The sequence below is a fragment of the Streptomyces sp. NPDC091289 genome (assembly GCF_044757365.1).
Lineage (GTDB): Bacteria > Actinomycetota > Actinomycetes > Streptomycetales > Streptomycetaceae > Streptomyces.
Window position 1 is genome coordinate 1 of sequence record NZ_JBIVUT010000033.1, and the last position, 17283, is coordinate 17283.

Genomic DNA, 17283 nt, shown 5'->3' on the forward strand with positions numbered 1-17283 from the left:
GCGGCGGCTACATCGCCGACAGCAAGATCGACGGCGAGGTCGGACCGTACTCCCAGCAGCAGTGGTACACCCGCGACAGCTCGGTGGGCGGCTGGGGCAACGGCGTCTGGAACATGACGTTCTCGGGCGTCGAGGGCGCACCGGCCAACAGCTTCCCCGAGCCGCCGTACACCACCCTGGAAACCACCCCGATCTCGCGCGAGAAGCCGTTCCTCTACCTCGACGGGGACGACTACAAGGTCTTCGTGCCGGAGAAGCGTGAGAACGCGCGCGGCGTCTCGTGGGACGGCGGGACACCGGCGGGCGAGTCGATCCCGCTGGACCAGTTCTACGTCGTGAAGGAGGGGGCGGACGCCGCGACGATCAACGCGGCCGTGGAGCAGGGCCTGCACCTGCTCTTCACGCCCGGCGTCTACCACATCGACGAGACGATCAACATCGACCGCGCGGACACCGTGGCCCTCGGCCTCGGCCTGGCCACGATCATCCCGGACAACGGGGTGACCGCGATCAAGGTCGGTGACGTGTCCGGCGTGAAGCTCGCGGGCCTCCTGGTCGACGCGGGACCGGTGAACTCCGAGACGCTGATCGAGGTCGGCCCCGAGAACGCCTCGGCGGACCACTCGGCCAACCCCACGTCGCTGCAGGACGTGTTCGTGCGGATCGGCGGCGCGGGTCCCGGCAAGGCGACCACGAGCATCGTGGTGAACAGCGACGACACGATCATCGACCACACGTGGGTGTGGCGTGCGGACCACGGTGAGGGCTGGGGCTGGGAGACCAACCGGGCCGACTACGGCGTCCGCGTCAACGGCGACGACGTCCTGGCCACCGGCCTGTTCGTCGAGCACTTCAACAAGTACGACGTGGAGTGGTACGGCGAGCGCGGCCGCACGATCTTCTTCCAGAACGAGAAGGCCTACGACGCACCTAACCAGGAGGCGATCCAGAACGGCGACACGAAGGGCTACGCGGCCTACCGGGTCGACGATTCGGTCGAGGAGCACGAGGGCTGGGGCATGGGCAGCTACTGCTTCTACAACGTCGACCCGACGATCGTCCAGGGCCACGGCTTCAAGGCCCCGGTGAAGCCCGGCGTGAAGTTCCACAGCCTGATCGTCGTCTCACTGGGCGGCCAGGGACAGTACGAGCACGTGATCAACGAGGTCGGATCCCCCACGTCCGGCACGGACACGATCCCCTCGCAGGTCGTGAACTTCCCGTAGTTCTCGAGTTCCTGTAGTTCTCGAGTTCTCGACTCGGGACCTGTACGGGAGCGGGGCCCGGCTGCTGTTGAGCGCCGGGCCCCGCTCCGCTGCCGTCACACGCCGACGGCCAACTGACCATGGAATGGCCCAGCCGTTCGCCCGCCCCGCTGCTTCACCCCAGGACCAACGTCTCGTCCCCGAAATCAGCCACCAGCTTCAACTGACCACCCAGCGCCGCCACGTACGCGGCGAGCGTCTCGACCTCGGTTCGATTGATCGCACCCTTCTCTATGGCCGAGACGCGCCCCTGAGTGACGCCGAGAACCTTGGCCACCGCTGTCTGCGTCATTTGCTGGCGCTTGCGCACCTCTGCGAGACGGTATGCCCTGACCTCCGACAGCAACGCAGCAGTGCGCTGCTCAACCCTCTCGGCCTCTTCGGCGGTGAAGTCGAACTCGCCCTTGAGGTCGTCCCAGTCGGCGGCGTCCGCCGCTTTCGGTTCAGCTCTCACGACTCCTCGTTCCCGCTTGCCGCGTAAGCCGCGTAAGCGGCTTCCGCTTCCTTGATCGCCGTCCGGTACCACCCGGACCACTGGCCTGCCTTATCGCCACCAACAAGGATGACCGCATTACGCGCGGGGTCGAACACGAAGAGGATCCTCACCTCACTGGCCCTCGACGATCCCGGCCGCAGCTCCTTCAGGTTCGGCAGGGACGAGCCGACGATCCGGTCGACCAGTGGACGACCGAGTGCGGGCCCTTCCCGCTGGAGGACGTTGATGGCCGCCGTGACCTGAATCAGCGTGTCTCGGTCATGCTGGCGCAATTGATGTAACCAGCTCCTCGCTGGCTCCACCACGACGATCCTGTACTGCATTCAGTCTCCAGCCAACTGCGAGATTACCCCTGCACGATATCACGCAGGGGTAATTTTCGCTGAATGCTGCCCTACCCGTGCAGCGCCACCGCCCCGCGCGCCGGGACCGTGACCGTCGCCGTGCCGTCGTCCGTGACCGTGGCCTCGTTGCCGTCGCAGGCGTCCGGGGCGGCGGCGACCACGTTGCAGTAGGTGCCCGCGGGCAGCGTCGTCGTAAAGGTGCGGGTCAGCTCCGCGTCGCCGTTGTTGAGGGCGACGAAGCCCTTGCCCGCCCGGGCGAAGGCCAGGGCGGAGGCGCCGTCGTCCCACCAGTCCGTCAGCTCCGCGCCCGCCGTGGCGTTGTGGAAGCCGACCATGCCGGTGACCGCCTGCTGGGCGTGGACGCAGGTCCAGGCGTCGGAGCCGCAGTCCGCCGCGCCGCCGTTCGGCGGGCCCGCGTCCTTGTCGGACCAGGCGTAGCCGGAGAAGACGTTCGGCGAGCCGTAGGGCGAGGCGAGCATGAAGACGTTGGCCAGGGTGTGGGCCGCGCCGTCCTTGTAGGTGAGGGTGGAGCCGTTGCGCTCGGTGTCCCAGTTGTCGACGAACGTACGGGCGGAGGCGCCGGCCAGTTTGCCGTCGGCGACCGACTTCAGGCCGGGCAGGCCGCCGCCCTGGAAGGCGGACTTGAGGTGGCCGCCGTAGCGGAACTCGTCGACGTCGCCGATCGAGGTGTACTCCTCCGGCTGGACCGCCTCTCCCCCGCCGTGGATGACCTCGGTGACCCAGAAGCCGGGGTCGTCCATCTTGCCCTTGATCGCGGCGACGTCGTCGGCGGACATGTGCTTGGCGGCGTCGATGCGGAAGCCGTCGACGCCGAGCGAGCGGAGGTCGGAGAGGTGGCCGGCGATCGTCGTGCGGACGGCGTCGCTGCCGGTGTCCAGGTCGGCGAGGCCGACCAGTTCGCAGTTCTGGACGTCGTCGCGGTCGCCGTAGTTCGCGATGTCCTTGCGGCAGGTGTGGAAGTCCTGGTCCTGGAACGTGCCGGGGTAGTCGTACTTGGTGTACGACGTGCCGCCCGTCCCGGTGCCGGACCCGGCGGCCATGTGGTTGATGACCGCGTCCGCGACGACCTTGACCCCGGCCGCGTGGCAGCTGTCCACCATCGCGGCGAAGGAGTCCCGGTCGCCGAGGCGGCCGGCGATCTTGTAGCTGACCGGCTGGTACGAGGTCCACCACTGGTCGCCCTGGATGTGCTCGGTGGCGGGCGAGACCTCGACGTAGCCGTAGCCGGCCGGGCCCAGGGTGTCGGTGCAGGCGGCGGCGACCGCATCGTACTTCCACTCGAAGAGGGTGGCGGTCACGGTCTTCTCACCCGGTGGGGTCGCCTGGGAGGACCAGGGGGCGAGGACCGTGAGGCCTCCGGCGGCGAGCAGGCCCGCCAGGGTTGCGCGTGCGGCGCGGGAACTCAATTGCGGCTCCTTCGGTCGCGGGTACGGGGCGTTCGCCCGTACCCGGCGTGGGCAGCCACGCGCCTGGCTGCCGTGGGGGGAGTTCGGAGCCTGCCCGTCCGGCGATGGACACGTCAAGGTGCGTGCAACAGTTTCCAGATTGTTTCTGAAAGTTCTTACGGGGTGGGGAAGTTGGGGAGACGCGCCCATCGGGGCCCGGCCGCCGACACGACTCCGCCCCCGGCCGGAGACGTTCCCGGGCGGGGGCGGAGCGGGTGCAACGGGTGGAACGGGCGGAGCAGGCGGAGCGGGTGTCCGTGCCGGGGCGTCAGCCCTGGCCGGTCAGGTCGATGGTGACCGTGCGCTCGGCCTCCGTCTTCCCGGCCAGGGCGGTCTTCATCGCCTGGGCCACGTCGTCCGGACCGACCTGGTGCTTCTTGCCGTCGCCCTTGACCGCCATGATGCCGTCGAAGACGCCGTCCAGGAGCGTGTCGATCGCCTTCTTGTCGTAGACGTCGACCAGCCGGCCGTCCACGGCCTTCATGGAGAGGATCTGCGGCAGCGACCGGGCCGGACCGAACTGGATCTGCTTGGGACCGGCCTTGATCGTGATCAGACCGGACATCGCGGGCTCGGCGAACTCCTTCATCGCCCGGTCCAGTTCGGCCTTGGTGATGGTGGGTTCGGTGGTGGAGACGGGGAGTTCGACCAGCCGGGCCTGCCCGGTCTGTACCTGGGCGCGGTAGGCGTCCCGGACCGAGATCAGGGACTGGCCGGCGTCCAGCGTCTTGCCCGGCTTGCCCGGCACCGCCACGGCCTTGTTCGGCTCGAAGCGGATCGTGCCGTCGTTGGCCGAGCCGGAAGCGCCCGCCAGGTCGGTCAGCGCCACGCCGAGCTTCTCCTCGTCGACCGGGATCACCGGGTCGGCGGGACGCTCCCCGCCGAACAGCGAACCGATCACCGAGACGGGGTTGTAGTCGCTCCCCGCCGCGCCGCGCACGGTCTCCTGGCTGTCCAGGGTGAGACCGGCCTTCTCCGGGTCGAGCTTCTCCTCCTTGCCGTCCACCGACAGCTGGAGCGGCGTCTTGGCCCGCTCCCCGAGGGCGGCGTCGAGCTTGGCGACCGCCTCCTCCTTCGTGCCGCCGCCGATGTCGACGCCGAGCACCGTGGTGCCCTTGGGGACCTCGGCGTGGTTCAGCAGGAGACCCGCCCCGTACGCGATGCCGAGCAGCACGACGGCGGCCACCCCGAGCAGGACCAGCTTGGAGCGGCCCTTCTTCGCGGGGGCCGGGGCGGGGGTGCTCTGCTGTGCCGGACGCGGGGCGGCGGGGCCGGGCGCGGGAACCCCGGGTCCTGCCGGACCGCCGGGCCCGCCGGGACCGCCCGCCACCGGGCCGCCGGGCGCGCCCGGCCCGCCCGGGAACGTGGCGCGGGGCTCGCTGGGCACCACGGGGATGCCGCTGGTCAGCGTGGAGCCCGAGACATGGCCGCCGGGGCCGGGCTCGGGCGCCGGGGCCTGCGGCGTGAGGATCGCGGTGTCGTCGGACATCCGGGGCGGTACGCCGCCGGGGACGCCCGGGACCATCGGGCCGGGTCCGCCGAGGCCGGGGACGCCGTCGAGGTTCGGGGTCAGCGAGGAGGTGCCGGTGACCGGTCCCGTGGTGGGGCCGGACGGACCGGGCGTACGCACCCCGAGGCCGGGGGTGGAACGCGGGCCTCCGCCGGGGGGCTCCGCGCCATAGGCGTCGAGCGCGCTGCGGCCGGGGCCGGGCGCGCCCGGAGCGCCGCCGGGCTGCGGGGCGCCGGGGCCCGGGGCGTCCGAGAAGTACGGCAGGTCGGGACGCGAACGGCCCGCGTCGCCGTCGGGGCCGGTGGGGCCGCCGGGGCCGCCGGGGCCGCCGAGGCCCGTGTTGCCACCGGGGCCGGTGGTACTGCGGGGGCCGGTGGGGCCGCCCGCACCGGGACCGCCGGGGCCGCCGAGACCGCCGGGGCCGCTCGGAATGCCGGAGCCGCCCTGGCCGCCAGGACCGCCCGGGCCCGCAGCGCCGCCGGGGCCTGGGCCGGGGCCGGGGCCGGGGCCGGGGCCGGAAGGAGCGCCTCCGGGGGCGCCGGGCGCACCGGTGCCCTGGGCGGCTGCTCCCGGGCCGGTGGCCGGGGCCTTGCGCGGGGCGAACCAGTCGCTGCCGCTCTTCTCCCGGGCCGGCTTCTCCCCGGGCGTCGGGTCGGCGGCCGGGCCGCCGTCCCGTGACCGGTCCGCGGGCGCTCCGCCGTCCGGGCCCGCCGAACGGACGGAACGGTCGGCGGGTCCTGAGCCGGGTCCGGATCCGGCTCCTGGTGCCGACGGCGGCGTACCGGGGCGCGGGGTGGCGCCGGTGCGCTCCGCGTCGGAACGGCCGCCGGCGATGTCGCTCTCCGCCATCGGCGTACGCATCACGACCGGCGGGATCGGACGCGACCCGGGGATGTTGATCCGGATGCGCGTCGTCAGCGTCGTCTCGGTCTTCGGTTCCTCGGGCCGGGGCGGATCCACGGATTCCGGGTTCTCGTCAGAGCCGTCCTGTGACGGGTGCTGCGACGGATACTGGCGGGATCCGTACGGCGGCGTACCCGACGGGTACGCGGCTCCGCCGCGGCCCTGGGGCCCGGAGGACGAACTGTCAGTTTCACGACTCAAAGCAGGTTCTCCCGATTGGCTCCGCCGCCCGTACTTCCCCCATGCCGCAGGCCAGGGGACGGCTCGGCGCGCGCACCACCATACTGGCCGCCACCCCCGGACACTCCGCGACCGGGGGAAACCTCCACCCGTGCATCACACCTGTGGGGGTCGTTCCGGACCCGTACATGGCACTTCACGTACTGGACCCGCCGCTGCGGATGGCTGATTGCGGCACTTTGGAGGTGGTGGCGCACATCACAGCGGCGGCCGTCCCGCCGAGCGTGAAGAGCACCAGGCCGAGTTCGTCGCCGAAGACGTAGTCGCCCTCCGGCCGGCCGCTCAGCAGAAGGAACACCGTGATGAACCAGCCCGCCGCCGGGGCGAGCGCGCCGAGCTGGGTGCGGGTCAGGATCCGGCCGCCGTAGAAGACGCCCGCGGAGCCCGCCAGCGCGATGATCAACCCGCCCGGGAACCAGGCGGCTTGGACGAGGGTTCCGGCGAGCGCGACGAGCATGCCGAGCACGGCCAGGCCCAAGTAGGCCGGGATCCGGGCCGGGTTCGGACGGGCGGCGAGACCGGCGGGCTCGGACGGCCTGGGCGGCGCGTTCCGCCGCGGCGCGTGGGAGGCCTCGGAAGCGCGGGAGGACTTGGAAGCGCGGGAGGACTTGGAAGCGCGGGAGGACTTGGAAGCGCGGGAGGACTTGGAATCACGGGAAGCCTCGGAAGCGCGGGAGGACTGCGCGCGGCCGCGCCCCTTGCCGGGGTTCCCGCTCATGCCGCACCGCCCTCGGTGCCCGTGGTGCCCTCGGTGCCCGTGGCGCCCGGCAGGCCCGCGAAGAGGTCGCTCTCACGCGCCCCTTCGGGCACGCCCGCTGTGCCCCGTACCAGTTGGTAGCACTCGGCCGTCAGCAGGGGCTGGCCGAGGTCGTTGGAGAGGGCGAAGTAGGGGCCGTCGACCGCGATCTGGGTGGCGTGGGCGCGCATCGCCGCCGACTTCGCCCCGGCGTACGCCGATCCGTCGATCTCCGCGGTGATCTCGTCGCCCTCCACCACACCCGGGACGTCGTCCACGGCGGCGATGCCGGGGAAGGCGTCGGGCGCGGTGGCGCGCAGCCGGTCGAAGGCGGCCTCGGCCACGGCCCGCTCCACCCGGTTCCAGTAGATCTTGGCGATGGTGTGCGGGGCGCCGGTGCCGTACGCCGGGTCGGCGGCCAGATCGGCGGCGCGCATCGCGACGCGGTGGGCCTGGATGTGGTCGGGGTGGCCGTAGCCGCCGTCCGGGTCGTAGGTGACCAGGACCTGGGGGCGGACCTCGCGGATCACCTCGACGAGGTGGGCCGCCGCCTCGTCCACCGGGGTGGACCAGAAGGAGCCGGGGCGGCCGTTCTGCTCGGCGCCCATCATTCCGGAGTCCCGGTAGCGGCCCGCTCCGCCGAGGAAGCGGTGGTCGGTGACGCCGAGCTCCTTCATCGCCGCGGCCAGCTCGCCGACGCGGTGGGGGCCCAGCACGTCGTCCCGGTCGGCGGTGAGGCGGGCGAGCGGGGGCGGGATGACCTCGCCCTCCTCGCCGAGCGTGCACGTCACCAGGGTGACGTGGGCGCCCTCGGCCGCATACCGGGCCATGGTGGCGCCGTTGTTGATCGACTCGTCGTCGGGGTGCGCGTGCACCAGCAGCAGGCGGCGGGCGGGGAGGTCCTTCATGGGGACCACCCTACGAGCCCGGAGGCCCCCCGTGCCCCCGCGCCCCCGTGCCCCGCCCCTCCTCGCCCGCCGCCCCCGGCCTCGGCCCCGGCTGGGTCCCCGGCTCCCGGCCCCGGCCCCGGCGTCCGGTCAGAACTTGATGCTGCTGATCATCCCCGCCACGTTGGTCGTCAGATCGGAGATGGTCGGGGCGATGGACGAGCTCGCGATGTAGAACCCGAGCAGCATGCAGACCACCGCGTGTCCTCCCTTCAGTCCGGACTTCCGGATCAGCAGGAAGACGATGATCGCCAGCAGCACTACCGCCGAAATCGAGAGCGCCACGGCGGTTCACCTCCATCAGTACGGTCGGGACGGGAGTACACGCGGAGCCAGCAGGTTCCTACCCACCGAGCGCTACGGATCATAACTATCCGTGCCAACGCATTGATCGGGGCACAGCAGCACGAGGGGCGCACGAACCGTGCCGCGCGGCCGAGTTCACGGCTAGGTTCGGAGCCATGACCTCGCAGAAGCTGTCCTTTCCCCGCCAGCAAGCACGGACCCAGCGCTTCACTCTCGGCGCACCTCGCGCCTTCACCGTCTCGCCGGATGAGACACGGGTGATCTTCCTCCGGTCCACGTCCGGGACGGACCGGACCAACCGGCTCTGGGTGCTCGACCCGGCGACCGGCGAGGAGCGCGTCGCCGCCGATCCCGAAGTCCTGCTGGGCGGTTCGGCGGAGAAGCTGTCGGCACAGGAGCGGGCCCGGCGCGAGCGGACCCGGGAGGGTTCGTCGGGCATCGTCTCCTACGCGGTGGACGCGGCGGCGGAGTTGGCGGCGTTCGCGCTGTCCGGAAAGGTGTACGTGGCCGAGCTGCGGGCCGGGACGGCGCGGGCGCTGCCGGTGCCGGGACCGGTGATCGACCCACGTCCGTCCCCCGACGGCCGGCACATCGCGTACGTGGCCAAGGGCGCGCTGCGGGTCGTGGGCGCGGGGGGCGAGGGGGACAGGGCGCTGGCCGAGCCGGAGGACTCCCAGGTCACCTACGGTCTGGCCGAGTTCATCGCGGCCGAGGAGATGCACCGCTACCGGGGTTTCTGGTGGTCGCCGGAGTCGGACCGGCTGCTGGTCGCACGGGCCGACGACAGCCCCGTACAGCGCTGGTACATCGCCGATCCGGCGAACCCGGAGCGCCGGCCCGCCGAGGTCGCCTACCCGGCGGCGGGCACGCCCAACGCCGAGGTGCGGCTCTTCGTGACGGACCTGGAGGGGGCCCGTACCGAAGTGGTCTGGGACCGGGCGGCGTTCCCGTATCTGGCCCAGGTGCACTGGTCGTCCGCGGGTGCTCCGCTGCTGCTGGTGCAGGCCCGGGACCAGCGCAGTCAGCGGTATCTGGCGGTGGACCCGGAGACCGGTGCGACCCGGATCGTGCATGTCGACGAGGACCCGGTGTGGCTGGATCTTTTCCCCGGGGTGCCCGCGTGGGCGCCGGACGGGCGGCTGGTGCGGATCGTCGACGAGGGCGGCGCGCGGGTGCTGGCGGTCGGGGACCGGCCGCTCACCGGGTCGCAGCTGCACGTCCAGGCGGTGCTGGACATCGGGGAGTCCGACATCCTGGTCTCGGCGGTGGCCGGTGAGGACGCGGTCGAGCCGGAGATCGGGCAGGTCCATGTGTACCGGGTGAACGAGCTGGGAATCGAGCGGATTTCCGAAGGGGTGGGTGTGCACTCCGCGGTCCGCTCGGGCGGTCTCTCGGTCGTGGTCTCGGCCGTCCCGGAGGAGCCCGGAGCCGCCGCGTGGGTGGTGCGGGACGGCAAGCGGCTGGCCCGGATCGCGAGCTTCGCCCAGGAGCCGGTGCTCGCCGCCCGCGTGACGCTCACCGAGGGGGGCGCACGGCGGATTCCGTGCGCCGTTCTGCTCCCCTCGGACTACCAGGAGGCGGACGGCCCCCTTCCGGTTCTGATGGACCCGTACGGCGGTCCGCACGGCCGCCGGGTGGTCGCCGCCCACAACGCGCACCTGACCTCGCAGTGGTTCGCGGACCAGGGCTTCGCGGTGGTCGTCGCCGACGGGCGGGGCGCGCCGGGCCGTTCGCCGGGCTGGGAGAAGGCGGTACGGGACAACCTCGTGCTGACCATGGAGGACCAGGTCGAGGCGTTGCACGGGCTCGCGGACCGCTTCCCGCTCGACCTCTCCCGGGTGGCGATCCGGGGCTGGTCCTTCGGCGGCTATCTGGCGGGGCTCGCGGTGCTGCGGCGGCCCGATGTCTTCCACGCGGCGGTCGTGGGGGCGCCGGTGACGGACCAGCGGCTGTACGACACCCACTACACCGAGCGCTATCTCGGCGACCCGGCCGAGCAGCCCGAGGTGTACGCGTACAACTCGCTGCTCACCGACGACGGTCTCTCCGAGCCGGCCGCCGAGGTCCGGCCGATGATGATCGTGCACGGTCTGGCCGACGACAACGTGGTGGTCGCGCACGCCCTGCGGCTGTCCTCGGCGCTGCTGGCGGCCGGGCGGCCGCACGAGGTGCTGCCGCTGAGCGGGGTGACGCACATGACGCCGCAGGAGCAGGTCGCGGAGAACCTGCTCCTGCTCCAGGTGGACTTCCTCAAGCGGTCGCTGGGGCTGACCGGAGCCTGAGCCACGCGCGACCGGGCAGCCCGGATCGCCCGGACCGCCCGGACCACTCCCGACTCCCCGTCACCGGTTCACCGGCCCGGCGGCGGGGACGGGGGCGGGGGCCCGAAGCCGCCGTCCTGCGGGGGCCCGAAGCCGGGGGCCTGGGCGGGCGGATGGCCAGGGGCCTGCGGCGGCACGCCGGGGCCGGAGGCGGGCGGCTGACCGGGCACCCCGTACGGCGGATGGCCGGGGGCCTGCGGCGGCACGCCGGGGCCCGGGGCAGGCGGATAGCCGGGGGGCTGGACGCCCCAGGGGCCGGAGCCGCCCCACGGGCCCGGAAGGCCGCCGGAGGTGCGCTCGGCTCCCGGGCGTGCGAGGACGGCGATCACGGCCGCTCCGACGACGACCAGGAAGAGCGAGGTCAGCACGGACAGCTGACGCTCCAGGGGCAGATCGGCGAAGTTCTCGTACATCTCGAAGCGAACGGCGAAAGCGGTGCCCAGCACACCGCCGAGGAACGAGAGGCCTCCCGCGATCAGGCCGAGCACCCGGGCGAACGCTGCACGTACGACCGCGCCGAACGCCGCCACCAGGGACATCAGGACGAGCACCACGCTCTCCCAGCCGGGCGGCGCCTCGGTCATCGGGCTGTGCACCGGCGCTCCGCCGAGGAACCACGCGGGGTAGATCCCGGACGGGACGACGAACGGCTGCCGGATCTCCCAGGCGAGGGAGACCACCGCCACGGCGCCCAGCAGAAGGAAGGCCGCCACCCCCGCACCCTGCCCCGGCCCCGCGGGACGCACGGCCTCCGGCGACGGCCGGCGGCCGGCGATCCCGGCGACGATCAGAGCGACCGCGGCGGCCAGGGCGACGTACAGGCCGAGTTCGGCCCGGTCCCGAAGCTCCACCGGATAGGTGTCGTCGATGGACCAGGTGCCGGGCAGCTTCATCGCGAGGGTGACGACACCCGTGATGACCAGGACCGAGGAGGCGGCGGAGGAGGAACGAAGTGCGGCCACCGCGGCCAGGACGTAGGTCACGAGCAGGACCCGGCTGCCCTGTGCGGTCGTCATGGGCTGACCCGACCGGGGGTCCGGGGCGCCCAGGTACTCCCACAGATTCATCGGCCCGTCGGCGGCCCGGATGTCCCGCACGATCCAGGCGAAGGCCATCGCTGCCAGCACCGCGCAGAGAACCGCGCCGGTGATTCTTGCTCCCCGTGTAAGTGTCACCCGGTGATACTCCATTGCCCCGAACGGATGAACAAGCACGCCTGGGGACGGGGCCGGAGCGGCGGGCGACCGGCCGGAGCGACAAGACGACGCTCCGGCCGGTCCACGGCACCCGCACGGCCGTACGCTGTTCAGCATGGAGCGTCCGTATATCGGTGCGGCGACGGTTGAGTTGCCTGCCTGTTAACGGATCGGCAGACGGTCCGGAAGCCCATCCTCCATGAGGTCGGCGCGCGGTCGGGCGATAGGTTTCTGTTCGACCGAACAACCACCCACACGGGGAACACGTTGACCAAGAACATACGTGGGGCGCTGCGCCTCACCGCCGCTCTGACCGCCTGTACAGCCGTCCTCGCCGGCTGCGGCAGCGGAGACGGCTACAACCTCACCAAGCCGCCCTTCTCGGGCAGTCCGGCGTGCGACACGCTCACCGGCAAGCTCCCCGGCGAACTGGGCGGATACGACCAGGAGAAGTCGGACGTGACCGGCGCCGCCGCCTGGGGGGACGGCGGCGACATCATCGTCTACTGCGGTATGCCCGAGCCCGAGGCCGGTGCCGCCTGCACCGATGAGGGCGGGGTCGACTGGGTCGCCCAGAAGCCCGCGGACGACCGGACCGCCAAGATGTTCTCCACCCATGGCCGCAACCCCAGCGTCCAGGTCCGTCTCCACGACGGGAGTACGGACGCCTCGGCCGTTCTCTCGGCCCTCGCCCCGGCCGTGAAGGAGATCAAGGCCGGCAAGCCCTGCGGCACCACGAGCTGACCGGGTGACGCGAGCGGGCTCGCCCCCGGTCACCGGGGGCGAGCCCGCTCGCGTCGAGGTTCCTTGCCGTCACCCGGCGACGTACGCCCCCGGAAGGCCGAACGTCCGCGCCTTGCCGGTCCCGGGGTCCACCACCGACACGGCGTCCTGCGTGTAGGCCAGCCACCCGGCGTCCGCACGGCGCAGCGCCCGCAGGGCGCCCGTACCCTTCAGGCCCGTCCGGCGGAGTTCCTTGCCGCTGCGGGTGTCCACCTCGACGATCTCGGTCCGTTCGCCGACCGCGACCGCCACCGCGACCGTCGCGGTGCCGTCCTGGACCTGGATGTCCTCGATGCGTCCGGTGTCCGCGGTGATGCTCGCTCCGGCGTCCGTCACGGCGATCGTGAAGGTCGCGTCGGCCGGCTGGTCGCCGTCCGGCCGCGTGGCCTTCACTCCGGCCGCCACCGGTTTCCCGCCGGAGCAGGCGAGCCCCTGGACGTCCGTCCCGCTCGGGGCCCGCCGGCTCGTCAGCTTCCCGCCGGTCAGCTCCAGGGCGTGGACCGTCAGGTCCTGGGGCGATCCGGTCGCCAGACACACCGTGTCCGACGCCGGGTCCGCCGAGGCGTGCGCGAGCGCGCCGGGGACCTGGACCTTGCGCTGGACGTTCCAGCGCTTCGGGTCCTTCACCAGGACCTCCGTGCCCGCCCGGGCGCCGTCCAGGCCCTTCGCGTCCGCGACCAGCGTGCGGCCGGGCAGGATCGCGTGCAGCGCGTCGTGGTCGCCCTGCTCGACGAGCTTGCGGGAGCCCTCGTCCAGCCGGTAGAGCCGGTCCGGCCTGCCGTCCTTGCGGGGCACGGCCAGCACCCACCGCCCGCCGGAGAGCCGGACGAGCTGGGGGGCGAGCACGTCATCGTCGTCGTCGTGGCGGGGTACGAGCGCCAGGGGCTCCGCCGTGCGCGTGAGCGGGTTGACGCCGGCCACGGCCTCCGTACCCGCGATGTCGACGACGACGTACGACTGGGCGCCGTCCCAGTCCTTCCCCAGGGTGATGTCCTCGCCGGGCGTGGAGCATCCGGCCGTCAGCGCGGCCAGCAGGCCGGACGCGACGAGGACGGCGGCGACACGAGAGGCACGAGGAGCGCGCGCGATCGGTGCGACCGCCGTTCGGGCCGCCGTTCGGGCTGCCGTTCGGGCCGTCGTTCGGGCTGTCGTTCGGGGCCTCATCCCGGGGTCACCAGTCCTTCATGGCTTGAGTGGGGGACATGCGTGCGGCGCGTCGGGCGGGGCCGAGGGATCCGGCGACGACGACGAGCACCGTCGCCGCGACCAGCGGGAGGAGCACACCGGCGGACGGCAGCGGAAGCGCCTGCTCCACATAGGGCTTCAGCTCGGACACCGTCCGCAGCCCCGCCGCGCCCGCGCCCGCCAGGCCCACGCCGAGGACCACGCCCACGGCTGCGGCCACGGCCGCCACCACGCTCATCTCGGCCACCAGCAGACCCAGGACGAACCGGGTCCGGAACCCCACCGCCTTGAGGATGCCGATCTCCTGCGCCCGTCGGCGGGCCAGGGCCCCGGTGGCGGTGACCGTACCCGCGAAGGCGAGGACGCCGAGGACGACGAGCAGCACCTGCCCCGCCACCCGGATCAGCTCCAGAATGCCCGGCAGGGTGTCGAGGACCTGACGGAGCGTCGTGGCGGTGTAGTGGTGGTCCTGGATCCGCCGCGTCAGCTCCGGTACGTCGGACTCCTGCCGCGCCACCACGGTGAGCTGGTCGTAGCCGACCGTGTCCACGAAGTCCTTGACCGGCCGGCCGTTGCGCTCCGCCGCCCACCTGATCACGGTGGCGTCGTCCGCGTAGGCGGCGTCCGGGTTGTCGAGCTGCCAGGTCGCGTCGTAGATCCCGACCACCGTCACCGGCTGGTCCACCCCGGTTCCCTCGCCCTCACGGACGAACCGGGTGGTCGTCGCGGTGACCTTCTTGCCCAGGTACTTGCCCAGGTCGAAGCCCTGCGAGCGCGAGGGCAGCACCACTTCGCCCTTGCGCAGCGGGAAGAGGTCCTCGCGCACCGCGTCCACGACGGGCGGCGGCAGGGCCGGCCGGTAGGTGGTGGCGTACAGCAGCGGGCCGTTGCCCTCCCCGGTGACCAGTCCGAACGACGCCTGCAACCGGTACTGCACGGACTCGACCCGCGGAAGGCTCCCGAGTTCCTTCACCGACCGCCCGGTCAGGAGCGGGTTGCCCGACCCCTCCCCCGGCGGGTCGATGGTGATGGACCGGTTGGCGGTGCTCTCCTTCACATCGCTCGTCGTCACGGCCTGCGCCCGGTCGGTGATGGCGAACGCCCCCAGGCACACCGCCACCGCCGCCGACACCAGCACGATCAGCCCGACCAGGCGCCGCCGCAGCGACCACACGTTGGCCAGGGCGAGAGACCACAGGCTCACCGGGTGCCCTCCTTCTGGATCTGCGGGCTGCTCATGCGGCCCTCGGCGATGCGGTAGACACGGTCGGCGGCGTCGGAGACGGCCTGGTTGTGGGTGACGACCACCACAGCGCGGCCCTCCCGGGCCAGCTCCAGGAGCTGGGCGAGCAGCCGCTGTTCGCTCTCGCTGTCCAGGTTGCCGGTGGGCTCGTCGGCCAGGATCACCGGCGGGTCGTTGACCAGGGCGCGCGCCAGGGCGACCCGCTGCTGCTCACCACCCGACAGCTGGGCCGGCAGATGGTCCACCCGCTCGCCCAGGCCGACCCGTTCCAGCAGTTCCCGGGCTCGTTCCTGGGCCTCTTTCCCACGCCGTACGGAAGGGATGAGGGTATTGCGCAGGGCCGAGTGCTGCGGCAGCAGGTTGTACGACTGGAAGACGAACCCCATCTTCGCGCGCCGCAGACCGGCCAGCCGGGCGTCCCCCAGTCCGGTCGTGTCCGTTCCGTCGAGCACGACGCTGCCCCGGTCCGGCTCGGTCAGCAGACCGAGGATGTGCAGCAGCGTCGACTTGCCGGTCCCCGAGTGCCCGACGATGGCCGTCAGTTCACCCGCGTGCGCGGAGAAGTCGACGTCCGACAGAACGTCGACGGCGCGCCCCCGGAAGGGGTACGTCTTGGACACCCCCCGGGTTTCGAGTAGTGCGCTCACCCTTGCTTCTCACTTCCTGATGGTGCGTGTGTGCCGTCCGGAAGACGGAGAAGTCTTCCGTCCAGTTGCCTGTCCAGCCGTCGTACGGCCCAGGTGGTCTTCAGGTCACAGCTCTCGTCGCCGGCGCCGATCCGGTACAGGCCGGGCAGCCCGGGGCAGCCGCGCAGTCCCGCCTGTTTCTGCCGGAGCGCCGACAGCAGGGCGGCGTCCGCCTTCCCGCCCGCCCGCAGATACGCGTGCGCGGCGACCGCCTGTTCGTACAGCGGTGTCTCTGCGTCCGGGGCCACCGCCACCTGTCTCAGGGCCGCCGTGTCCACCCAGGCGGGCGCCTTCGTGCCCAGTCGGGTCAGGCCGTCCACCAGCGCGGCCGCGTCCCTGATCTGCTGTCTCGTCCGTACCGGCCAGGCCGTGACCCGGGGCGCCCCGGTCCCGGCGCCGGCCTCTTCGCACAGCTGCGCCATGCGCTGCCACTCCACCGCGTTGTCCTGCGTCACCCGGGACGGCACCACCGTGTCGTCCGCGCACAGGCCACGCACGTCCTGCGGTGTGGTGTCCCCGGCGGCCGAACGCAGCAGTGCGGCACGCGTGATGCGGCTGACCGGATCGTCAGGGGCGTCGTCGGAGGCCTTCTCCTCGCGCACCGCCCGTGCCAGGCGGACATCGCGTGCCCCGCCCCCGGCGAGCGCGCGGAGCATCTGGACGAACAGCGAGGCGTCGCCGGTCCCGACGTACGACGACGGGTCGCCGATCCTGCCGTCGGCGAGCCGGTTGCGCTCCAGCCGCCGTACGACGGGCCGCAGGACGCCGCTGTCCTCGCCCCCGGCCCTCAGCACCCGGGCGAGGTAGTGGAGCTGGTCGTACTCCAGGACGTCGGCGTTGTCGGTGAGGGCCTTCCGCCACGCGGTGCGGTCCACCTCCACCGCGATGCCCGCCGATTCGGCCAGCGTGACGTAGCCGTAGGTGTCGAGCAGCCGCTGTGCCCGCTGATCCGGGGTCAGGGAGCCGAAGTCGGCCGTCGGGGGCGCTTTCAGGGCCGTCAGCCGTCGCGGCACGGGCTTCCCCAGCAGCCGCAACGACCGCGCGATGGCACCGGCCTCCTCCAGCCCGGTGTCCGGGCCGGCCAGGGAGGTGAGCCAGCGCGCCGTCGCCTCCCGCCGCCCGTCGGGACGCAGCCGCCCCACCGCGTCCAGGACTTCGAGCGCCGCCCAGGTGGCGCTCAGCCGCTGAGCGGGCTCGTCGCCCAGGGCGGGGTCCGTGTACCAGCCTCCCGGGGTGCGCAGCCGCTCGACGGCGTCCGCGTCCGCGCCGGTCAGGGCTCCCCGGGCCCCGGCATCCCGGAACGCGATCAGCCAGTACCGCCCCCAGACGGCCGATACCGCGAGCGCGTCCGCGCGCACCTCGTCGCGCACGGCGGCCGTCAGCTCCACCTTCGGCCGGGCGCCTGCCTCACGCAGGGCGCGCAGGGCGAACGACTGGTCCTGGGCGGAGGTGGCGTGGCCGCGCAGGAACGGGTGGTAGAAGAGTCCGTTCTGCTTGCTGACCAGCGTCTCGAAGGGGTCTGCCGGCGACGCTCCGGATGCCGGACGGGAGGCGCCCGGGGCCGGTTCGTCCGGCGGTGCGGCGCAGGAGGCGGCCAGCACCGCGCAGGCGAGGGCGGCGACGGCGGCCCTGACAGTGGCTTTCTTCATGACGGTG

At 72.6% G+C, this 17283-nt stretch carries 14 protein-coding genes and 1 pseudogene; 3 read left to right on the forward strand and 12 right to left on the reverse strand.

Annotation, left to right across the window (positions count from 1 at the left end; genetic code table 11):
- A pseudogene (locus tag ACIQPT_RS33665) lies at positions 1–1226 on the forward strand (coagulation factor 5/8 type domain-containing protein); the annotation flags it as partial.
- A 154-nt stretch (positions 1227–1380) separates the two neighbouring features.
- Here the strand turns inward: ACIQPT_RS33665 and ACIQPT_RS33670 are convergent.
- The 7 genes from ACIQPT_RS33670 to ACIQPT_RS33700 form a co-directional block, all read right to left on the reverse strand.
- The gene (locus ACIQPT_RS33670) at positions 1381–1719 is read right to left on the reverse strand and encodes an XRE family transcriptional regulator (protein WP_401161588.1); all 339 of its coding nucleotides are present in this window, start codon (positions 1717–1719) and stop codon (positions 1381–1383) included.
- A complete protein-coding gene (locus ACIQPT_RS33675; protein WP_401161590.1) occupies positions 1716–2084 on the reverse strand; it encodes a type II toxin-antitoxin system RelE/ParE family toxin in 369 nt (122 codons plus the stop codon). Before ACIQPT_RS33675 ends, ACIQPT_RS33670 begins: the two co-directional genes overlap by 4 nt.
- A 71-nt stretch (positions 2085–2155) precedes the next feature.
- On the reverse strand, positions 2156–3532 hold the full coding sequence (locus ACIQPT_RS33680; RefSeq protein ID WP_401161591.1) for an alpha-amylase family protein: 1377 nt from the start codon (positions 3530–3532) through the stop codon (positions 2156–2158).
- A gap of 307 nt (positions 3533–3839) precedes the next feature.
- Positions 3840–6185, reverse strand: a complete 2346-nt coding sequence (locus tag ACIQPT_RS33685) for a hypothetical protein (protein ID WP_401161593.1) — start codon at positions 6183–6185, stop codon at positions 3840–3842.
- Between the two features lie 175 nt (positions 6186–6360).
- Positions 6361–6942 carry a DUF6113 family protein gene (locus ACIQPT_RS33690; RefSeq protein ID WP_401161595.1) on the reverse strand — a complete coding sequence of 194 codons (582 nt, stop codon included), beginning with the start codon at positions 6940–6942 and terminating at the stop codon, positions 6361–6363.
- Positions 6939–7868, reverse strand: coding sequence for an N-acetyl-1-D-myo-inositol-2-amino-2-deoxy-alpha-D-glucopyranoside deacetylase (gene mshB / locus ACIQPT_RS33695; protein ID WP_401161597.1), 930 nt, complete (start codon positions 7866–7868; stop codon positions 6939–6941). Before mshB ends, ACIQPT_RS33690 begins: the two co-directional genes overlap by 4 nt.
- A 129-nt stretch (positions 7869–7997) precedes the next feature.
- Positions 7998–8192, reverse strand: coding sequence for a hypothetical protein (locus ACIQPT_RS33700; protein ID WP_010063247.1), 195 nt, complete (start codon positions 8190–8192; stop codon positions 7998–8000).
- A gap of 176 nt (positions 8193–8368) precedes the next feature.
- Here ACIQPT_RS33700 and ACIQPT_RS33705 point away from each other — a divergent pair, with 176 nt between their 5' ends.
- Positions 8369–10495, forward strand: coding sequence for a prolyl oligopeptidase family serine peptidase (locus ACIQPT_RS33705; RefSeq protein WP_401161599.1), 2127 nt, complete (start codon positions 8369–8371; stop codon positions 10493–10495).
- Between the two features lie 68 nt (positions 10496–10563).
- On the opposite strand, the gene ACIQPT_RS33710 is transcribed toward ACIQPT_RS33705, so the two are convergent.
- On the reverse strand, positions 10564–11709 hold the full coding sequence (locus tag ACIQPT_RS33710; RefSeq protein ID WP_401161601.1) for a hypothetical protein: 1146 nt from the start codon (positions 11707–11709) through the stop codon (positions 10564–10566).
- 288 nt (positions 11710–11997) lie between these two features.
- Between ACIQPT_RS33710 and ACIQPT_RS33715 the strand changes: the two genes are divergently transcribed.
- Positions 11998–12474: a DUF3515 family protein gene (locus ACIQPT_RS33715; protein WP_401161602.1), complete on the forward strand. Its 477-nt coding sequence runs from the start codon at positions 11998–12000 to the stop codon at positions 12472–12474.
- Positions 12475–12543: 69 nt separating this feature from the next.
- Here the strand turns inward: ACIQPT_RS33715 and ACIQPT_RS33720 are convergent, their stop codons facing one another.
- The 4 genes from ACIQPT_RS33720 to ACIQPT_RS33735 are packed head-to-tail and all read right to left on the reverse strand — an operon-like array spanning position 12544 to position 17276.
- Positions 12544–13677 carry a hypothetical protein gene (locus ACIQPT_RS33720; protein ID WP_401161604.1) on the reverse strand — a complete coding sequence of 378 codons (1134 nt, stop codon included), beginning with the start codon at positions 13675–13677 and terminating at the stop codon, positions 12544–12546.
- 7 nt (positions 13678–13684) lie between these two features.
- Positions 13685–14902, reverse strand: coding sequence for an FtsX-like permease family protein (locus tag ACIQPT_RS33725; RefSeq protein WP_401161605.1), 1218 nt, complete (start codon positions 14900–14902; stop codon positions 13685–13687).
- Positions 14899–15561, reverse strand: a complete 663-nt coding sequence (locus tag ACIQPT_RS33730; RefSeq protein ID WP_401161722.1) for an ABC transporter ATP-binding protein — start codon at positions 15559–15561, stop codon at positions 14899–14901. The genes ACIQPT_RS33725 and ACIQPT_RS33730 overlap by 4 nt, the downstream gene beginning before the upstream one ends.
- 23 nt (positions 15562–15584) lie before the next feature.
- Positions 15585–17276 carry a hypothetical protein gene (locus ACIQPT_RS33735; RefSeq protein WP_401161606.1) on the reverse strand — a complete coding sequence of 564 codons (1692 nt, stop codon included), beginning with the start codon at positions 17274–17276 and terminating at the stop codon, positions 15585–15587.
- Between the last annotated feature and the right edge of the window lie 7 nt (positions 17277–17283).